This is a genomic window from Xanthomonas sp. GW (genome assembly GCF_014236815.1).
In the GTDB taxonomy this organism is placed as follows: domain Bacteria; phylum Pseudomonadota; class Gammaproteobacteria; order Xanthomonadales; family Xanthomonadaceae; genus Xanthomonas_A.
Window position 1 is genome coordinate 287,043 of record NZ_CP051189.1, and the last position, 13,522, is coordinate 300,564.

17 protein-coding genes are annotated in these 13,522 nt (G+C 69.1%); 6 read left to right on the top strand and 11 right to left on the bottom strand.

Annotated elements, in window-relative coordinates:
• Nucleotides 1-107: 107 nt before the first annotated feature.
• The 3 genes from HEP73_RS01260 to HEP73_RS01270 all read right to left on the bottom strand — a co-directional run bounded on the left by HEP73_RS01260 (nucleotide 108) and on the right by HEP73_RS01270 (nucleotide 3,248).
• Complete coding sequence (locus HEP73_RS01260; RefSeq protein ID WP_185821819.1) at nucleotides 108-1,379, bottom strand: heme biosynthesis HemY N-terminal domain-containing protein; 1,272 nt, start codon at nucleotides 1,377-1,379, stop codon at nucleotides 108-110.
• Nucleotides 1,376-2,353 carry a uroporphyrinogen-III C-methyltransferase gene (locus HEP73_RS01265; protein WP_185814841.1) on the bottom strand — a complete coding sequence of 326 codons (978 nt, stop codon included), beginning with the start codon at nucleotides 2,351-2,353 and terminating at the stop codon, nucleotides 1,376-1,378. Before HEP73_RS01265 ends, HEP73_RS01260 begins: the two co-directional genes overlap by 4 nt.
• Nucleotides 2,354-2,471: 118 nt before the next feature.
• Complete coding sequence (locus HEP73_RS01270) at nucleotides 2,472-3,248, bottom strand: uroporphyrinogen-III synthase (protein WP_458309642.1); 777 nt, start codon at nucleotides 3,246-3,248, stop codon at nucleotides 2,472-2,474.
• A gap of 42 nt (nucleotides 3,249-3,290) precedes the next feature.
• Here HEP73_RS01270 and HEP73_RS01275 point away from each other — a divergent pair, with 42 nt between their 5' ends.
• The 5 genes from HEP73_RS01275 to HEP73_RS01295 all read left to right on the top strand — a co-directional run bounded on the left by HEP73_RS01275 (nucleotide 3,291) and on the right by HEP73_RS01295 (nucleotide 6,357).
• Nucleotides 3,291-3,761 carry a YiiD C-terminal domain-containing protein gene (locus tag HEP73_RS01275; RefSeq protein ID WP_185814843.1) on the top strand — a complete coding sequence of 157 codons (471 nt, stop codon included), beginning with the start codon at nucleotides 3,291-3,293 and terminating at the stop codon, nucleotides 3,759-3,761.
• Nucleotides 3,762-3,798: 37 nt separating this feature from the next.
• Nucleotides 3,799-4,218, top strand: a complete 420-nt coding sequence (locus HEP73_RS01280) for a hypothetical protein (RefSeq protein WP_185814844.1) — start codon at nucleotides 3,799-3,801, stop codon at nucleotides 4,216-4,218.
• A 53-nt stretch (nucleotides 4,219-4,271) separates the two neighbouring features.
• A complete protein-coding gene (locus HEP73_RS01285; protein WP_179571134.1) occupies nucleotides 4,272-4,706 on the top strand; it encodes a rhodanese-like domain-containing protein in 435 nt (144 codons plus the stop codon).
• Between the two features lie 88 nt (nucleotides 4,707-4,794).
• Complete coding sequence (gene secB / locus HEP73_RS01290) at nucleotides 4,795-5,313, top strand: protein-export chaperone SecB (protein ID WP_185814846.1); 519 nt, start codon at nucleotides 4,795-4,797, stop codon at nucleotides 5,311-5,313.
• Nucleotides 5,314-5,331: 18 nt separating this feature from the next.
• A complete protein-coding gene (locus tag HEP73_RS01295) occupies nucleotides 5,332-6,357 on the top strand; it encodes an NAD(P)H-dependent glycerol-3-phosphate dehydrogenase (RefSeq protein ID WP_185821820.1) in 1,026 nt (341 codons plus the stop codon).
• Between the two features lie 173 nt (nucleotides 6,358-6,530).
• On the opposite strand, the gene HEP73_RS01300 is transcribed toward HEP73_RS01295, so the two are convergent.
• The 4 genes from HEP73_RS01300 to HEP73_RS01315 all read right to left on the bottom strand — a co-directional run bounded on the left by HEP73_RS01300 (nucleotide 6,531) and on the right by HEP73_RS01315 (nucleotide 9,698).
• Entirely contained in the window at nucleotides 6,531-7,103 is a 573-nt protein-coding gene (locus HEP73_RS01300; RefSeq protein WP_145707161.1) for an OmpO family porin, read from the bottom strand.
• Nucleotides 7,104-7,449: 346 nt separating this feature from the next.
• On the bottom strand, nucleotides 7,450-8,118 hold the full coding sequence (locus tag HEP73_RS01305) for an NAD(P)-dependent oxidoreductase (RefSeq protein WP_185821821.1): 669 nt from the start codon (nucleotides 8,116-8,118) through the stop codon (nucleotides 7,450-7,452).
• Between the two features lie 197 nt (nucleotides 8,119-8,315).
• Nucleotides 8,316-8,789 carry an AtaL-like protein gene (locus HEP73_RS01310; protein ID WP_185821822.1) on the bottom strand — a complete coding sequence of 158 codons (474 nt, stop codon included), beginning with the start codon at nucleotides 8,787-8,789 and terminating at the stop codon, nucleotides 8,316-8,318.
• Between the two features lie 39 nt (nucleotides 8,790-8,828).
• Nucleotides 8,829-9,698, bottom strand: coding sequence for an SDR family oxidoreductase (locus HEP73_RS01315; RefSeq protein WP_185821823.1), 870 nt, complete (start codon nucleotides 9,696-9,698; stop codon nucleotides 8,829-8,831).
• 110 nt (nucleotides 9,699-9,808) lie between these two features.
• Between HEP73_RS01315 and HEP73_RS01320 the strand changes: the two genes are divergently transcribed.
• The gene (locus HEP73_RS01320; protein ID WP_185821824.1) at nucleotides 9,809-10,690 is read left to right on the top strand and encodes a LysR family transcriptional regulator; all 882 of its coding nucleotides are present in this window, start codon (nucleotides 9,809-9,811) and stop codon (nucleotides 10,688-10,690) included.
• 175 nt (nucleotides 10,691-10,865) lie between these two features.
• Here HEP73_RS01320 and HEP73_RS01325 read toward each other — a convergent pair whose 3' ends face one another.
• From HEP73_RS01325 to HEP73_RS01340, 4 genes are all read right to left on the bottom strand, one after another.
• A complete protein-coding gene (locus tag HEP73_RS01325) occupies nucleotides 10,866-11,273 on the bottom strand; it encodes a DUF2000 domain-containing protein (protein ID WP_185821825.1) in 408 nt (135 codons plus the stop codon).
• 52 nt (nucleotides 11,274-11,325) lie between these two features.
• A complete protein-coding gene (locus HEP73_RS01330; RefSeq protein WP_185821826.1) occupies nucleotides 11,326-12,180 on the bottom strand; it encodes an AraC family transcriptional regulator in 855 nt (284 codons plus the stop codon).
• A gap of 311 nt (nucleotides 12,181-12,491) precedes the next feature.
• On the bottom strand, nucleotides 12,492-12,971 hold the full coding sequence (locus HEP73_RS01335; protein WP_179571124.1) for a tRNA (cytidine(34)-2'-O)-methyltransferase: 480 nt from the start codon (nucleotides 12,969-12,971) through the stop codon (nucleotides 12,492-12,494).
• Between the two features lie 51 nt (nucleotides 12,972-13,022).
• Complete coding sequence (locus HEP73_RS01340; protein WP_185814856.1) at nucleotides 13,023-13,496, bottom strand: hypothetical protein; 474 nt, start codon at nucleotides 13,494-13,496, stop codon at nucleotides 13,023-13,025.
• Between the last annotated feature and the right edge of the window lie 26 nt (nucleotides 13,497-13,522).

Genomic DNA, 13,522 nt, shown 5'->3' on the forward strand with positions numbered 1-13,522 from the left:
TTCAACCGGCCGAGCGCTGGATTCGCAATCGTTGAACGAGAAAGCCGGCGCCGGCTGCAGCCGACGCCGGCCCCGGACAACGGCGCCTCGTCCCTGGTGCCGCCGCGTTATTCCTGCAGGCGCGGGAAACCGTGTTCGTCGCGGCGCTCGGCGCTGTCCGGATCCGGATCGATCGGGATCACCGCCGGCGCGCTGGCCGCGGGCAGCGGCTGGGCCAGTTCGCCGCGTTGCAGGCGCAGCGCGTTGGCGTAGCAGTGCTGCGCCAGGACCGGGTCGCCGGCCTCGGCATAGCCATCGCCGAACGCCTCCCAGGCTTCGGCGCCGGCGCCCAGCGCCAGCGCGCGGTGCAGGAATTCCTCCGATTGCGGCCATTGCTGCTGCTGACGCGCCAGCCGCGCCAGGGTCAGCAGCAGCCCCGGGCTGTCCGGATGGCTCTGCAGCCAGCGCTGCGCGCTGGCGCGGCGCGAATCGTATTTCTCCACCGGCAGGCGTCCGTACAGCGCCGCCAGGCCTTCGTCCCAGCGCGTTTCCAGTGCCTGTTCCACCGCGCGCAGCGCCGCGTCGTCCCAGTGCAGTGCGGCGGCGCGGGTGGCATAGGCCTCGACCACCGCCGGTTCGCTGCGTTGCGACTTGGGCAGGCTTTCCCAGCGTTCGGCCAGCGCGTTGGCATCGTCCGCCTGCTGCAGCGAGGCGGCGGCCAGACGCGATTCCAACGGACCGATCGCTTCCAGCGGCAAGGCCTGCTGCTGGCGGATCGCACCAAGCTGGCCATAGGCCTCGCCGGCACGGCCGATGCTGGTCAGCGCCTCGGTGCGCAGCAGCAAGCCGCGCGGCGGCAACGGCTGCGCCGCGGCCACGTCCAGCGCATTGATCGCATCGACCGGCCGTTGCTGGGCCAGAAGGCGTTCGCCCTGCAGCAGCGCGTGCGCGCCGGCGTCGCGTTCGCTCAGGCGCTGCAGGTAGCGGTTGGCCGCCTCCGCGTCGGCGCGCGCATCGGCCACGCGTACCGCCGCGACCAGGGCGATGGCGCTGACGTCGGGATCTTCCGCAGCGGCATTGAGCTGTTTCTCGGCGCGCGTCCACTGACCGTTGTGCAGCGCGGTCAGGCCTTCGATCAGGCGCGCGCGCGATTGCTTGCGGCGATGCCGGCCCCAGGCGCGGAACGGGAAGCTGAGCAGGTTCCACAGCAGCAACAGCACCAGGAAGGCGATCACCAGCAGCAGCGCCGCCTGCGGCAGCGGCGAGATGTAGTCATTGCCACCGGCGCGCACGATCACTTCGCCGAGGTCGCCCAGCTTGTCCTGCGCCAGCCACTGCGCGCCGATCACGCCCAGGGCGATCACCACCAGCAACACGATCAGGGAACGGAGGGATTTCATGGTTGGCTCCTTGCATCACGCATGTTGCGCAATTGCTGCAGGGTGGTGCCCAGCTCGGGGACGGCCGGACGCAGGGCGGCGTTGCGCAGGGTCTGCAATGTGGCACGGCGTTCGCGCAGCGGCGCCGAATCCGGCCACAGGCGTTGCAGCCAGGTGCCGGCGCGGGTCAGCGCGCCGCGGTAACCGCGCGCGTCGCCGCGCTCCAGCGCGGCGCGCGCCAGGCTCAGGTCCAGCTGCAGCGCGTCGCGCGCGGCGACCCGCTCCGAACGCGCGACCAGCACGCCGCCCTGGGCGGGGCGGATCTTGACCAGCGGCGACAGCAGCCGTTGCCACAGCGGCGCTTGCGTGCGCTCGGGCAGTTGCGTGGGCAAGGCCTCCAGGCTGGCGGCGAAGGCGTCCAACTGCGCCGACAGCCGGGCCTGCGGGCCCTCGCCGAGCGCGTCCAGCGCGGTGCGTTCCTGCAGCAGCACTTGGCGCAGGTTGAGATAGCGCGGATCGTCCACGCCTTCCAGCACGCCGCTGGCCAGCGCATAGGCGCGGCGGGCGCCCTGGGTATCGCCAGCCACATCCAGGCGCTGCTGGCCCTGGCTCAGCAGCAGTTCCACCTCGTCCAGGCGCAGCGCCTGTGAGCCGTGGCGATTGGAGTCGGCGAGCTTGGCGACGTTGTCTTCGAGCAGCGCGCTGCGCTGGCTGAGGCCGAGCATCTCGTCGCGCAGCACGCGGTTGGTGCTGGCCGCGTCCTGGACCCGCTGCACGGTGGCGCGCTGGTCGCGGCGCAGGGTTTCCAGATTCTGTTGCAGGGCCTGCAACTGCAGTTGGGTCTCGGATTGCTCGGCCAGCGCGCGCGCATTTCGCGCCTGCCACCACTCCCAGCCGCGCCAACCGGCCAGCGCGAGCGCAACCAGCATGGCCAGCACCAGAAGCAGCCAGATCCAGCGCGTGGAGCGGCGAGGCGGGGACGAGATTTCGGTCATCGGCGGGGGCATCCTTTTAGCCTGCGTCCCGTCGCGACGATGGCGACGGCCGGACCCACGGCACGCGGGAGCATGGCGTGAGCGGCACCGCGCCCGCAAGCCGGGGGGCGGCGCGCGTTCAGCGAGGTGGCGAGCGCGTTACGACCGCGGCGGCGGCCGCGGCCAGTTGCTGCGGCAGCGGACCGGCGGCGCGCGCGATGTCGGCGAAGCCGAGTTCGGCGGCCAGCGCGGCCAGCCGCGCGCTGGCGGCGACCAGCGGCTGCGCGCGCCACGCTGCGGCCAAGTCGTCGGGCAGGTGCTCCAGCACCAGCCGCAGCGCCTCGCCGCTGCTCAGCGCCAGCACGCCCGGCGCCGCGGCGCGCAGCCGGGCGATGCACGCCGCGGACAGCGGCAACGGCACCCGGCGGTAGACATCGGCGCGCTGCAGCGGCGTGCCGCGCGCCTGCAGGTGCGCGGCGATCAGGCCGCGTCCGCCGGGCGCGGTGACCAGGCCGACGGCGCCATCGCTGGCCGCCAGCTGCGGCAGCGCCAGCAGGCCGTCGCTGTCCATCCGTTCCGGTACCGCGACCTCGGCGATGCCATGGCGCCGCAGCGCGCGCGCGGTGCCGGCGCCCACCGCCAACCAGCATTGCCCGGGCGCCGCCGCCAGCGGCTGCAGCGCCGCGGCCGCGCGCACCGCCGCCGGGCTGCTGAAGATCACCCGCGGCGCGGCCAGCGCCAGGGCCAGCGCGCTGCGCGTGGCAGCGTCGTCGCAGGCCTGCAGGCGCCATGGCGAGACCGCCAGCAGCCGCGCGCCGACCCGCGCCGCGGCCCGCCGCAGCGGCGCGTGCTCGCCCTGCGGGCGCAGCGAGATCAGGGTCCAGGCCGCGGCGGCAGCGGTTGCATGTGCGCTCATGCCAGGCATTATGCGAGCCCCCACCGGCAGCACAATCGCACCATGGCAGCGGATCTTTCTTTCGATGCGTTCCTGCAGCAGCTGCAGCGGCAGTTCGACGCGATGCCGCCGGTGGCGGCGCTGCAGGTCGCGCTGCAAGGCTATGCTGAACGGCGCTTGCAGGTGGTCGCGCCGCTGGCGGCCAACCTCAACGACAAGGGCAACGCCTTCGGCGGCAGCCTGGGTTCGGTGATGACCCTGGCCGGCTGGGCGCTGGTCACTTGCGAACTGCACCGCGCCGGCCTGCAGGCCGACGTCTACGTCGCCGATACCCAGGTGCGCTACCTGGCGCCGCTGTACGCCGACCTGCACGCGCAGGCCAGCGCCGACGCGCAGGCCGACTGGGACACCTTCGTGCAGACCTTCCGCCAGCGCGGCCGTGCCCGGATCGGCATCCAGGCCCAGGTCGGGCCGGCCGATGCCGCCGCGGCGGCCACGCTGAGCGGGCGTTTCGTCGCCATCGCGAAAGGGTAGGATGCGCGCACCGCTCGCGCCCATCCGGAAACCCGCCATGCACTCGACGTTCCGCGCCCTGGCGCTGCTGCTGGTGCTGGGTTTCGCCGGCACCGCGCTGGCCGGCAGCCGCAGCCAGCAGAACAAGCTCGACGACCTGCAGACCGCCTACGGCACCGCGATCCGCTGGAGCGAGTTCGAGTCGGCCTGGGAAGCGGTGGACCCGGCCTACCGGCAGGCGCACCCGCTGACCGATCTGCAACTGGAGCGCTACCGCCAGGTGCAGGTGTCCTCCTACAAGGTCGGGCGGGTCGGCGTGCTGGACGGCGACGCGGTACGCGACATCGAACTGGGCGTGATCAACCGCAATACCCAGGCCGAGCGCATCGTGCGCTACCGCGAGCGCTGGCGCTGGGACGCGCAGGCCAAGACCTGGTGGCTGCTGGACGGGCTGCCGGACTTGTGGAACGGCCAGTAGCGCCGCCGGCCAGCTGTGCGACAATCGGCGCCCGCTTCCAGCCCCCTATTCCTGTGAACTTCGAAGAACTGCTGGCCTTCGCCGGCCGCAACCCGATGCTGGCCCTGGCCCTGGTCGGCCTGACCATCGCCCTGATCGTCACTGAAATCGCGCGCCTGTTCCGCGGCTTCAAGACCCTGCGCCCGGCCGAACTGACCCTGCTGATCAATGCCGGCAACGCGGTGCTGGTCGACCTGTCGGCCGCGGCCGATTTCGAGAAGGGCCATATCGCCGGCAGCCGCAACGCCACGCCGAGCCAGTTCGGCCCCGAGCACAAGCTGGTGGCCAACGCCAAGTCCTCGCCGGTGGTGCTGGTGTGCCGTACCGGCAATACCGCCGATGCCGCCGCCAAGCAGCTGAAGAAGGCCGGCTTCGAGCAGGTCTACGTGCTCGACGGCGGCATCGCCGCCTGGCAGCAGGCCGATCTGCCGCTGGTCAAGGGCCGCTGATCGCGCCTCCCGGCCCGGCGCCGAGCGCCGCGGCCGGCATGTGATAATCCCGAATCTTTCTGTTACCTGAATCCACCGGAGTCAAGAAATGTCCGACGTCACCAACAACGGCGCCACGGCGCCGGCCGAAGCCGCAACCGGCCCCGCTTTCACCATCGAGAAGATCTACGTCAAGGACGTGTCCTTCGAGTCGCCCAACGCGCCGGCGGTGTTCAACGACAACGTGCAGCCGGAGTTGCAGCTCAACCTCAACCAGCGCGTGCAGCGTCTGAACGAGCAGGCCTTCGAAGTGGTGCTCGCGGTGACCCTGACCTGCACCGCCGCCGGCAAGACCGCGTACGTGGCCGAAGTGCAGCAGGCCGGCGTGTTCGGCTTGGTCGGCCTGGACCCGCAGGCGGTGGACGTGCTGCTCGGCACGCAGTGCCCGAACATCCTGTTCCCGTACGTGCGTTCGCTGGTCAGCGACCTGATCCAGGCCGGCGGCTTCCCGCCGTTCTTCCTGCAGCCGATCAACTTCGAAGCGCTGTACGCGGAAACCCTGCGCCAGCGCGCGCAGCAGGGCGAGACCCAGTCGCTCGCCGACTCGGAGCCGGCCGGCAACGCCTGAGCGCGTCTGCCGTTCCACATGCGCGATAACCCCGCGAAGAAGATCGCCGTTCTCGGCGCCGGCTCCTGGGGCACTGCCCTGGCCGCGCTCGTCGCCCGGCACGGTTTCCCGACCGTGCTGTGGGGGCGCGACGCCGTCGTCGCCGAGGCGATCCAGCAGCGCCACGAGAACCCGCGCTACCTGCCGCAGATTCCGCTGCCGGCGACCCTGCAGGCCACCACCGACCTGGCGGCGGCCGTGCACGGCGCCGACTGGATCCTGGTGGTGGTGCCGTCGCACGCGTTCACCGAAACCCTGCAGCAGCTGGCGCCGCTGCGCCCGCCGCAGGCCGGCGTGGCCTGGGCGACCAAGGGCTTCGAGCCCGGATCGGGGCGCTTCCTGCACGAGGTGGCGCAGCAGATCCTGGGCGAGGACGTGCCGCTGGCGGTGGTGACCGGGCCGTCGTTCGCCAAGGAAGTGGCGCTGGACCTGCCGACCGCGGTGACCGTGCACGGCGATGCCGCGTTCGCGCAGCAGGTCGCCGACGCGATGCACGGCCCCACCTTCCGCGCCTACACCGGCGACGACATGGTCGGTGCCGAGCTGGGCGGGGCGATGAAGAACGTGCTTGCGGTGGCCACCGGCGTGGCCGACGGCATGGAGCTGGGCCTGAATGCCCGCGCCGGCCTGATCACCCGCGGGCTCAACGAAATGCTGCGGCTGGCCGCGGCGATCGGCGGCAAGCCGGAAACCCTGATGGGCCTGGCCGGACTCGGCGATCTGGTGCTGACCTGCACCGGCGACCTGTCGCGCAACCGGCGCCTGGGCCTGGCCCTGGGCCGCGGGCAGACCCTGCACGACGCGGTTCGCGCGATCGGCCAGGTGGTCGAGTCGGTGCAGACCGCCGACGAGGTGATGCGCCAGGCCGAACGCCATGGCATCGACCTGCCGATCTCCAACGCGGTGCGCGCGGTGCTGCACGGCGAACTGACCCCGGCGGTGGGTCTGCAGCAGTTGCTGGCCCGCGAGCAGAAACCCGAGTATCCGACCACGCTGTTCAGTTGATCGGATCGCTTACCGTTGCAGATACGAAAAAGCCCGGCCGAAGCCGGGCTTTTTCGTATCTACGGTCACTCGGCACGAACGACGCGCAAAAAAGAAGCCCGGTCCTGGGACCGGGCTTCGAACCGCGCGCAGCGGGAGAGAGAGACGCGGCGCGCAGTGCTACGCGGTGTCGCTTACCAGCTGAAACGCGGGCCGACGAACCATTCCTTGTCGCCATCGCGGTTCATCTTCAGGTCCGCGCTCAGGCCCCAGTTCTGGTTGAGCTTGGCCTGGGCGCCGAGGCGGCCATAGAACTCGCCGTCCGGGTTGATGCCGTCCTTCTTGGTGTAGTCCTCGTAACCGCCCAGCGCATACACCTCGAGGTACGGGTTGAACGCGGTACGGATGCCCACTTCGGCGCTGTAGCCGTTGAACTTGGTGCCGTATTCCGGGTCGAAGCGGTTGTAGGCCACGCGGGTCACCAGGTCGGTGCTGGTCGAGATCTCGTGGTTGTAGCCGGCGCCGATGCGCCACTGGTCGACGTCGACGTCGCCGAAATCGGTCTTCTGGCGGTTGAAGTCGCCGAACACGCTGAAGTTCGGGTTGATCGCGTAGGAGCCCTTGACGGCCCAACCATCCGCGTCGCCGCCGTCGGCGTCGGTCTTGATGTAACCGCCTTCGACGTAGTTGTAGGACAGGCCTTCAGCCGCAGAGGCAGCGAACGGCAGAGCGGCCAGGAGGCCGAGAGCGAGCAGAGAAGTCTTCATGATCGGGATACCCTTGTTATTGGTTTAGTCGGCGCTGAGGCGTGGGCCGTTCGCTGCCGATATGTAAATTATCCGTTAGCCACCCGAACTTCCCCTGAATTTCAAACTGACCGGTATATAAATCAGACGCCCTGTTCAGGAACTTTCGAAGGCATGGTTTCGAGGGCGCATGGCCCGCACGGTCCGCGCTGCTACCGGATCACAAGTCGCCCCATTGCGGGATGCCAAACCGCAATCGACTCGTTGCCGATGGGATTGGTGGCGGGCTCTTCTTTGTACCTACCGCTGCGGCCGCGTCCCCGTCTGCTCGTTCAGCGCGCTCCCAACAGCGGCGCGCGCGGTGCGCTTACCAAGTGATCAGCGGCGAACGATGTATCCAGTCGCTGGCGGTCACCTGGTCCAAGACGAACGCCGCGACATCCGAACGCGCGATGGTGCCGCCGTGGAAACCGGTGAGATCGGTGAGCGTGCGGACATCGCCGCGGGCAGGCTTGTCGTTGAGGACGGAGGGGCGCACCAGCACCCAGTCGAGGCCGCTGTCGCGGATCAGCGCTTCCTGCCGATTCTTGTCTGCATACACCTTGCGCAGGAGTAGTGGAAAGATCAGCTTGTCGAAGAGAAAGCCGCCGTGTCCCGCGCTGTCGCCGGCCCCCATGCCGGTAATGCCGACCAGGCGTGCGACCTGCTCCGCCTTCATCGCACTCACCAGCGCCCGCGTCGCGGTGGAGAGCAGTGTGACCTCGCGGCGCGGGCTGGCCGGTGTGCCCAGTGCGCTGATGACGGCGTCGCGGCCGCGCAGCGCCTGGCGCAGGATCGTCTCGTCGCGGGCGTCTCCTACGATGAGCCGCGCCCCGCCGAGATGCCGCGCCGCGTCGGGCGAACGCACCAGCGCCGCGACGTCGTAGCCTCGGGCCAGCGCTTGGCCGACGATGAGTTGGCCGGTGCCGCCGGTCGCGCCCAGGACCAGAATCTTCGGTCGGTCAGGCGCGATATTGCCGCTGTCATGCTGTTGCATGTCGATTTCCTCAAGGCAAGGGGCGCCTGTTGCAGGTCGCCCAGGATGGGTCTGACTTTTCGGCCAGGCATCGCTGCTGGCTGAGCCGTTGCCAGTTCGTCAAATGGGGCCGAGCGTGGGGGCGTCGGCGTGGCTTTCCGTATCGCTGCCCGCATGGAACAGCTCCGTGCGGACAGGGAATGGAAGCGGATGCTTGTTCAGAGCCGGCCGTCCGCGAGCAGTTCGCGGGTGCGTTTCAGCGTCGAGTGCAGCGCCGCCTTATAGCCCTTGTCGCTGTCGAACTGCGCCTGCTCGGCCTGCTCCTCGGGGCCACCCGGCACCTTGCCGCGCAGGCCGAGATAGCAGTAGAAGCGCAGCTGCAGCGCTCCGGCCGCGTCTTCGAACAGCACGTTGACGATCGCGCCTTCGCGCGGGCCGGTGGCTTGGAAGAAGGTGATCTTGCTTTCCGGTTCGAGGGCGATGATCTCGCGCAGGTTGGTGCCGGCGATCGTGGCTTCGCGCACGAAGTGCGTGGCGCTTTCCTCCACGACATCGCAGCGGGTGCACAGGCCTTCGGGCAGGAACAGGCGGGCGTCGCGGGCCTTGAGCAGCAGGCCCTGCCAGGCCTGCGCGCGGGTCAGCGGGAGTTCGCCGGGAGGGTTCACGGCGACGGTAGCGGTCGAATAGATCATGGTGGCGTCCTGGTGGTGTAGGTGCGCAAGCGCTGCGTGTCAGGAGGAGGTCGCGACCCGGGTGGCGAACTCGCGATAGGAGTGGAGCGGGCGCCCCAGCAGCGTGGTCAGGCGTTCGACGTCGCCGGTGGCGGGGATCATGCCGTCGCTGATGAAACGCTCGCTCATCAGGCGCATGTCGTAGGCCATCCAGCTCGGCATGAACTGGCGCAGGTTCTGCTCGAATGCGGCGGTGTCCTCGCCCGGATAGGAGATCTGGCGGCCCAGCGCGTCGCTCCAGATCGCGGCGATGGCGGTGCCGGTCAGCGTTTCGGGGCCGACCAGATTGATGCGCTCCAGCGCCAGCGGCACGGCCGACTGCTCGCGGCGCAGCAGTTCGATAGCCGCGACCTCGCCGATGTCGCGGGTATCGACCATCGCCAGGCCCTTGCTGCCGATCGGCATCGGATAGACGCCGTAGCCGCTCACCACGTCCTTGATCGTGAGGTCGTTGTCGATGAAGTAGGCCGGACGCAAGATGGTGGCGTTCAGGCCCATCTGCTCGATCATGCGTTCCACGCCGTACTTGCCGGCGAAGTGCGGCACGTTGACGTACAGGTCGCTGTGGATCACCGACAGATAGACGAACCGCTCGATCCCGGCCTGGCGAGCGACGTTCAGTGCGATCAGGGCCTGGGTGTACTCGTCGGCCACCACGGCGTTGAGCAGAAACAGCGTGGAGACGCCGGAGAAGGCGCCACGTAGCGAATCGACATCGAGCAGATCGCCCTGGACGACCTCGACGCCTGCCGGCAGGTTGGCCTTGGCCGGGTCGCGGACCAGCGCGCGGACATCGGCGCCGCGCTTGACGAGTTGTTCGACGACCTGACGGCCGACATTGCCGGTGGCACCGGTTACGAGAATGGTCATGGTGATTTCCTTGGTTGGGGTTTGGTGTGGGTGTGGGCAAACAATAGGAGGTTCCATATTCAAAACACAGACTCTAAAATGTGGACGCCTCGTATCAAATCTGAGACACAATGGACCTGAATGCCCTGGAAGATTTCCAACTGGTGGCCGTGCATGGCGGCTTCGGCAGAGCCAGCCGCGCCAGTGGCCGGTCCAAGGCGACCTTGTCGCGCCGGGTCGCCGATCTCGAGGACTCGCTGGGCATACGGCTCATCGAGCGAGGCGAGCGCAGCCTGGGCCTGACCGAAGCCGGCCAGATCCTGCTGGCCAGACTCGAGGGACCGATGCGCGAGGTGGCCGACGCGATCGCGGCGGCACGGGACGGGCTGGCGGCCCCGCGAGGCCGGCTGCGTGTCGCCGCGCCGCTGCTGTTCTCGCAAGTGGCGCTGGGACGGCTTGCCGCCGCGTTCCAGGCGCTCTATCCGCAAGTGCATATAGAGGCCGTCTCCGAGGACCGTGTCGCCAACCTCGTCGAGGAGCAGTTCGACGTCGCCATCCGCATCAATCCGCGCAAGGACAGCGTGCTGGTCGGCAGGTGTTTCGCCAAGGACCGCTTGCTGCTTGCGGCGGCTCCCACCATCGAGAGGCCAAAAGGGCGCAAAGGCGAGACGCCGCGCGTCCCGGCCGTGGTGACGCCGTCCTATCGCGACGGCGAGCTGTGGTCCGTGCAGGGCGGCCAGCTCGTCGTCGAGCCACAGCCCGTGCTGCGGCTGTCCTCGCTGCTGACGGTCCGCGACGCGGTCACCGCCGGCGCGGGCGCGGCCATGCTGCCGCAATCGCTCATTGCACGCCTTCTCGACCAGGGCGAACTGGTCGCGTGGGGCGCGGCCGGCGACGAGGTCGAACTGTGGGTGCTGCATACCTCGCGGCGCCTGCAGAGCCCTAAGGTCCGGGCGTTCGTCGAGTTCATCTGCGGCTGCTACCCGAGTGGCGTGTTTGTCGTCGACGCCTGACCTGAGCCAGTCGGCGCACGCCATACGGATGTGCGGATTGCGCACCTGCCCCTGGCTGCCAGGCAGCGCCACGCATCGTCTGGAGCGATCCGCTACCGACCGACCGTGCAGGGGACGATGCGGCTTGCGAGATGACCTAAGGAAATTCGGAACGGCTGCATCGCCGCGCGCGCTGTCACGGATGCAGCGACAGGCGCTTGGTGGCTTTTTCCACGGCCTTCTTCGACCCGCGCAACCCGATCCCCACGAGGTTCAGATCGCCCGGGTCTTCCGCGGCGAAGGCCTGGCGATTGGCGTCGTCGTGTCCGGTCGCGAACATGGCGAACACATACGGCAGCACGGTGATCTCGCGTTCCAGGCCCACGCGGTGCGCGGCCTGGAGCCCGGCGATATCGGCCTCGAACACCAGCATCGGCTGGCCGAGCATGTTGCCGTAGCGGTGGCCGTTCGCATCGACGTAGGGTTCGCCCATGGCGTCGGGGGCGGCCGCTGCGATACCTGTCGCCAGGAAGGCAACGACATTCAACCGCTGCCAGGTCGCCAGGTCGTTGCGGACGATGAGAGCCACTTTGGTGTCGAACATGGGGGAACTCCGTTCTCGCTGGACTGTGGCCATGGTCGGAGCGCCCCAGGATTCAATCTAGAACGCCTGTGCACTGCCGCTGGTAGGCGGCCGGGGTGAGCCGATAGGCGCGCTTGAACCAGCGGCCCAGATGGCTTTGATCGGCAAAGCCGACCTTGAGCGCCACGTCCGCAGGTTCCTGGCCACTGGCCAGCAGGGCGCGCGCGACGCGCAACCGCAAGCGGATCAGGTAAGCGTGCGGCGACAGGCCGAACGTGCGCTGGAATTGCCGGGTGAGGCGGAACCGGTCCATGTCGGCGTAGCCGGCAAGTTCATTCAGGCCGACGTCGCGTTCCATCTGCGCGTGCAGGAAATCCCTGGCCCGCGCCATCCTTGCCGCCGAATCGCGCGTGGGCTGCGCATCCGCAGACAGATGCGAGGACAGCAGCCGCATCATGCGATCCAGGCTCTGGTCCCGCGCCAGGCGGCCTTCGCCGTGATGCACGGCGAGGAACGCCTGGCGTATCGCCGCGCTCAGCACGGCGTCGCCGGTCAAGGTGCTCCGGAACGCCGGTTGAATCGCGGAGATGTCCCACTGGCCGAGCCGCTGCAGCATCTCCGCCACCCAGGACTGGGGGAGGTAGAGCATCGCGTAGGTGAAGCCGTCCTCCTCGGGCGCATGCCCGTCGTGGACCGCCCCGGGCTCGATCAGGATGGCGCGCCCGGGCGTACTGGTATGCAGCGATCGATGGCAGTGGAACCGCTGCACTCCCTGCAAGGTGACGCCGACCAGCACTTCGTCATGATCGTGGGGATCGTAGGCGTGTCCGCGGAAATGCGCGTGCACGCTCTCGATCCCGGTTTCCCGGTCGCGGCGAATCCTGACCCAATCGTCGGTGGTGATCGTTTTTCGGGAGCTGGATGTCATGGCGCTACCCTGCAAGAGCGCGGCGGGCAGCTCGCTCGGATCGACTCAGGCGATGTTCCTGACGGCCGAGTGTAAGAACGAAGCGTTGCCGACTTCAACTGCAAGCAGGGACGCCCGTAATGCACGTTCGCGAGAGGTAGCGGTGTTCCGGCGGAAACCTCGGCGTGCAGCTTTCGTGGCGTTGTCGTGGAGAAGGCGTCATGCCTGCGCCGCCGCCGCCGTGTGTCGAATCGCGCGGCAGTCGTGGTCTATGTTGTTGCGCCGTTCGGCCCAAAGGACGTGTCGCCATCAACCAGTGTCCTGCCGCGCGTTCAATCCGCGCCGGGGAAGCCCAGTTGCCGCCATGCTTCGAACACTACCACCGCCACCGCGTTGGACAGGTTGAGGCTGCGGTTGTGCGGGCGCATCGGCAGGCGCAGGCGTTGCGCGGGCGGAACCTGTTCCAGCACCTCGGCCGGCAGGCCGCGGGTCTCCGGGCCGAACAGGAACGCATCGCCGTCGGCGAAGGCGGGCGCATCGTAGCGGGTGTCGCTGCGGGTACTCAGGGCGAACAGGCGGCGCGGGGCGATGCTTTGCAACGCGGCGTCCAGCGAAGCGTGGACCTGCAGGCGTGCGTACTCGTGGTAATCCAGGCCGGCGCGTTTGAGCTGCTTGTCCTCGAGGTCGAAGCCGAGCGGCTCGATCAGGTGCAGCTGCGCGCCGGTATTCGCGCAAAGGCGGATGGCGTTGCCCGTGTTGGGCGGTATTTCGGGTTGGAACAGCAGGACATGCAGCGTGGGCGTGGCGGTCATTGGCGCAGTTTACGCGCCGGCTCCGGCCTGCGCCGGCGAAGCGTCGCCGGCTCAGCGCGCCAGGCTGGTGGTCAGGTCCTGGCCCAGGTTCTGCAGGCTCGGCTGCAGCTGCAGCATCGCGCTGTCCAGGGCGCCGCTGACCACGCTGCCGATCGCGAAGACGCTCTGGGTGTCGGCGCTCGGACGCACCTGCACTGCGGTCAGGGTAACAACGCGCGGGCTCGTGGCCTGCTCGGTAGCGCGCTGGGCGATCTGCTCGGCGGACGGACGCACCTGCACCGACGCCAGCGTGGCGATGCGGCTGGACAGCTCGGCGTCGCGCTGCGCCAGCTGCTCGGCGGAGGGACGCACCTGCACCGCGGTCAGGGTGGCGATGCCGCTGTTGCGCTCGAAGGTGCGCTGGGCGATCTGCTCGGCGGAGGGGCGGACCTGCACGCTGTCCAGGGTGGCGGTCGGTGCGGCGATGGCCGGCGCGGCGAGCAGGGCGGCGATGGCGAAGGTCAGGGCGAAGGAAGCGGTTTTCATGGCGGGCCTCGTTGGTGTTGTTGAGC

What these genes read in the sequence shown, in the direction of transcription:
- HEP73_RS01260 (WP_185821819.1), bottom strand. Translation starts at nt 1,379, where the DNA reads ATGAAATCCCTCCGTTCCCTGATCGTGTTGCTGGTGGTGATCGCCCTG.
- HEP73_RS01265 (WP_185814841.1), bottom strand. Translation starts at nt 2,353, where the DNA reads ATGACCGAAATCTCGTCCCCGCCTCGCCGCTCCACGCGCTGGATCTGG.
- HEP73_RS01270 (WP_458309642.1), bottom strand. Translation starts at nt 3,248, where the DNA reads ATGAGCGCACATGCAACCGCTGCCGCCGCGGCCTGGACCCTGATCTCG.
- HEP73_RS01275 (WP_185814843.1), top strand. Translation starts at nt 3,291, where the DNA reads ATGGCAGCGGATCTTTCTTTCGATGCGTTCCTGCAGCAGCTGCAGCGG.
- HEP73_RS01280 (WP_185814844.1), top strand. Translation starts at nt 3,799, where the DNA reads ATGCACTCGACGTTCCGCGCCCTGGCGCTGCTGCTGGTGCTGGGTTTC.
- secB (WP_185814846.1), top strand. Translation starts at nt 4,795, where the DNA reads ATGTCCGACGTCACCAACAACGGCGCCACGGCGCCGGCCGAAGCCGCA.
- HEP73_RS01295 (WP_185821820.1), top strand. Translation starts at nt 5,332, where the DNA reads ATGCGCGATAACCCCGCGAAGAAGATCGCCGTTCTCGGCGCCGGCTCC.
- HEP73_RS01300 (WP_145707161.1), bottom strand. Translation starts at nt 7,103, where the DNA reads ATGAAGACTTCTCTGCTCGCTCTCGGCCTCCTGGCCGCTCTGCCGTTC.
- HEP73_RS01305 (WP_185821821.1), bottom strand. Translation starts at nt 8,118, where the DNA reads ATGCAACAGCATGACAGCGGCAATATCGCGCCTGACCGACCGAAGATT.
- HEP73_RS01310 (WP_185821822.1), bottom strand. Translation starts at nt 8,789, where the DNA reads ATGATCTATTCGACCGCTACCGTCGCCGTGAACCCTCCCGGCGAACTC.
- HEP73_RS01315 (WP_185821823.1), bottom strand. Translation starts at nt 9,698, where the DNA reads ATGACCATTCTCGTAACCGGTGCCACCGGCAATGTCGGCCGTCAGGTC.
- HEP73_RS01320 (WP_185821824.1), top strand. Translation starts at nt 9,809, where the DNA reads ATGGACCTGAATGCCCTGGAAGATTTCCAACTGGTGGCCGTGCATGGC.
- HEP73_RS01325 (WP_185821825.1), bottom strand. Translation starts at nt 11,273, where the DNA reads ATGTTCGACACCAAAGTGGCTCTCATCGTCCGCAACGACCTGGCGACC.
- HEP73_RS01330 (WP_185821826.1), bottom strand. Translation starts at nt 12,180, where the DNA reads ATGACATCCAGCTCCCGAAAAACGATCACCACCGACGATTGGGTCAGG.
- HEP73_RS01335 (WP_179571124.1), bottom strand. Translation starts at nt 12,971, where the DNA reads ATGACCGCCACGCCCACGCTGCATGTCCTGCTGTTCCAACCCGAAATA.
- HEP73_RS01340 (WP_185814856.1), bottom strand. Translation starts at nt 13,496, where the DNA reads ATGAAAACCGCTTCCTTCGCCCTGACCTTCGCCATCGCCGCCCTGCTC.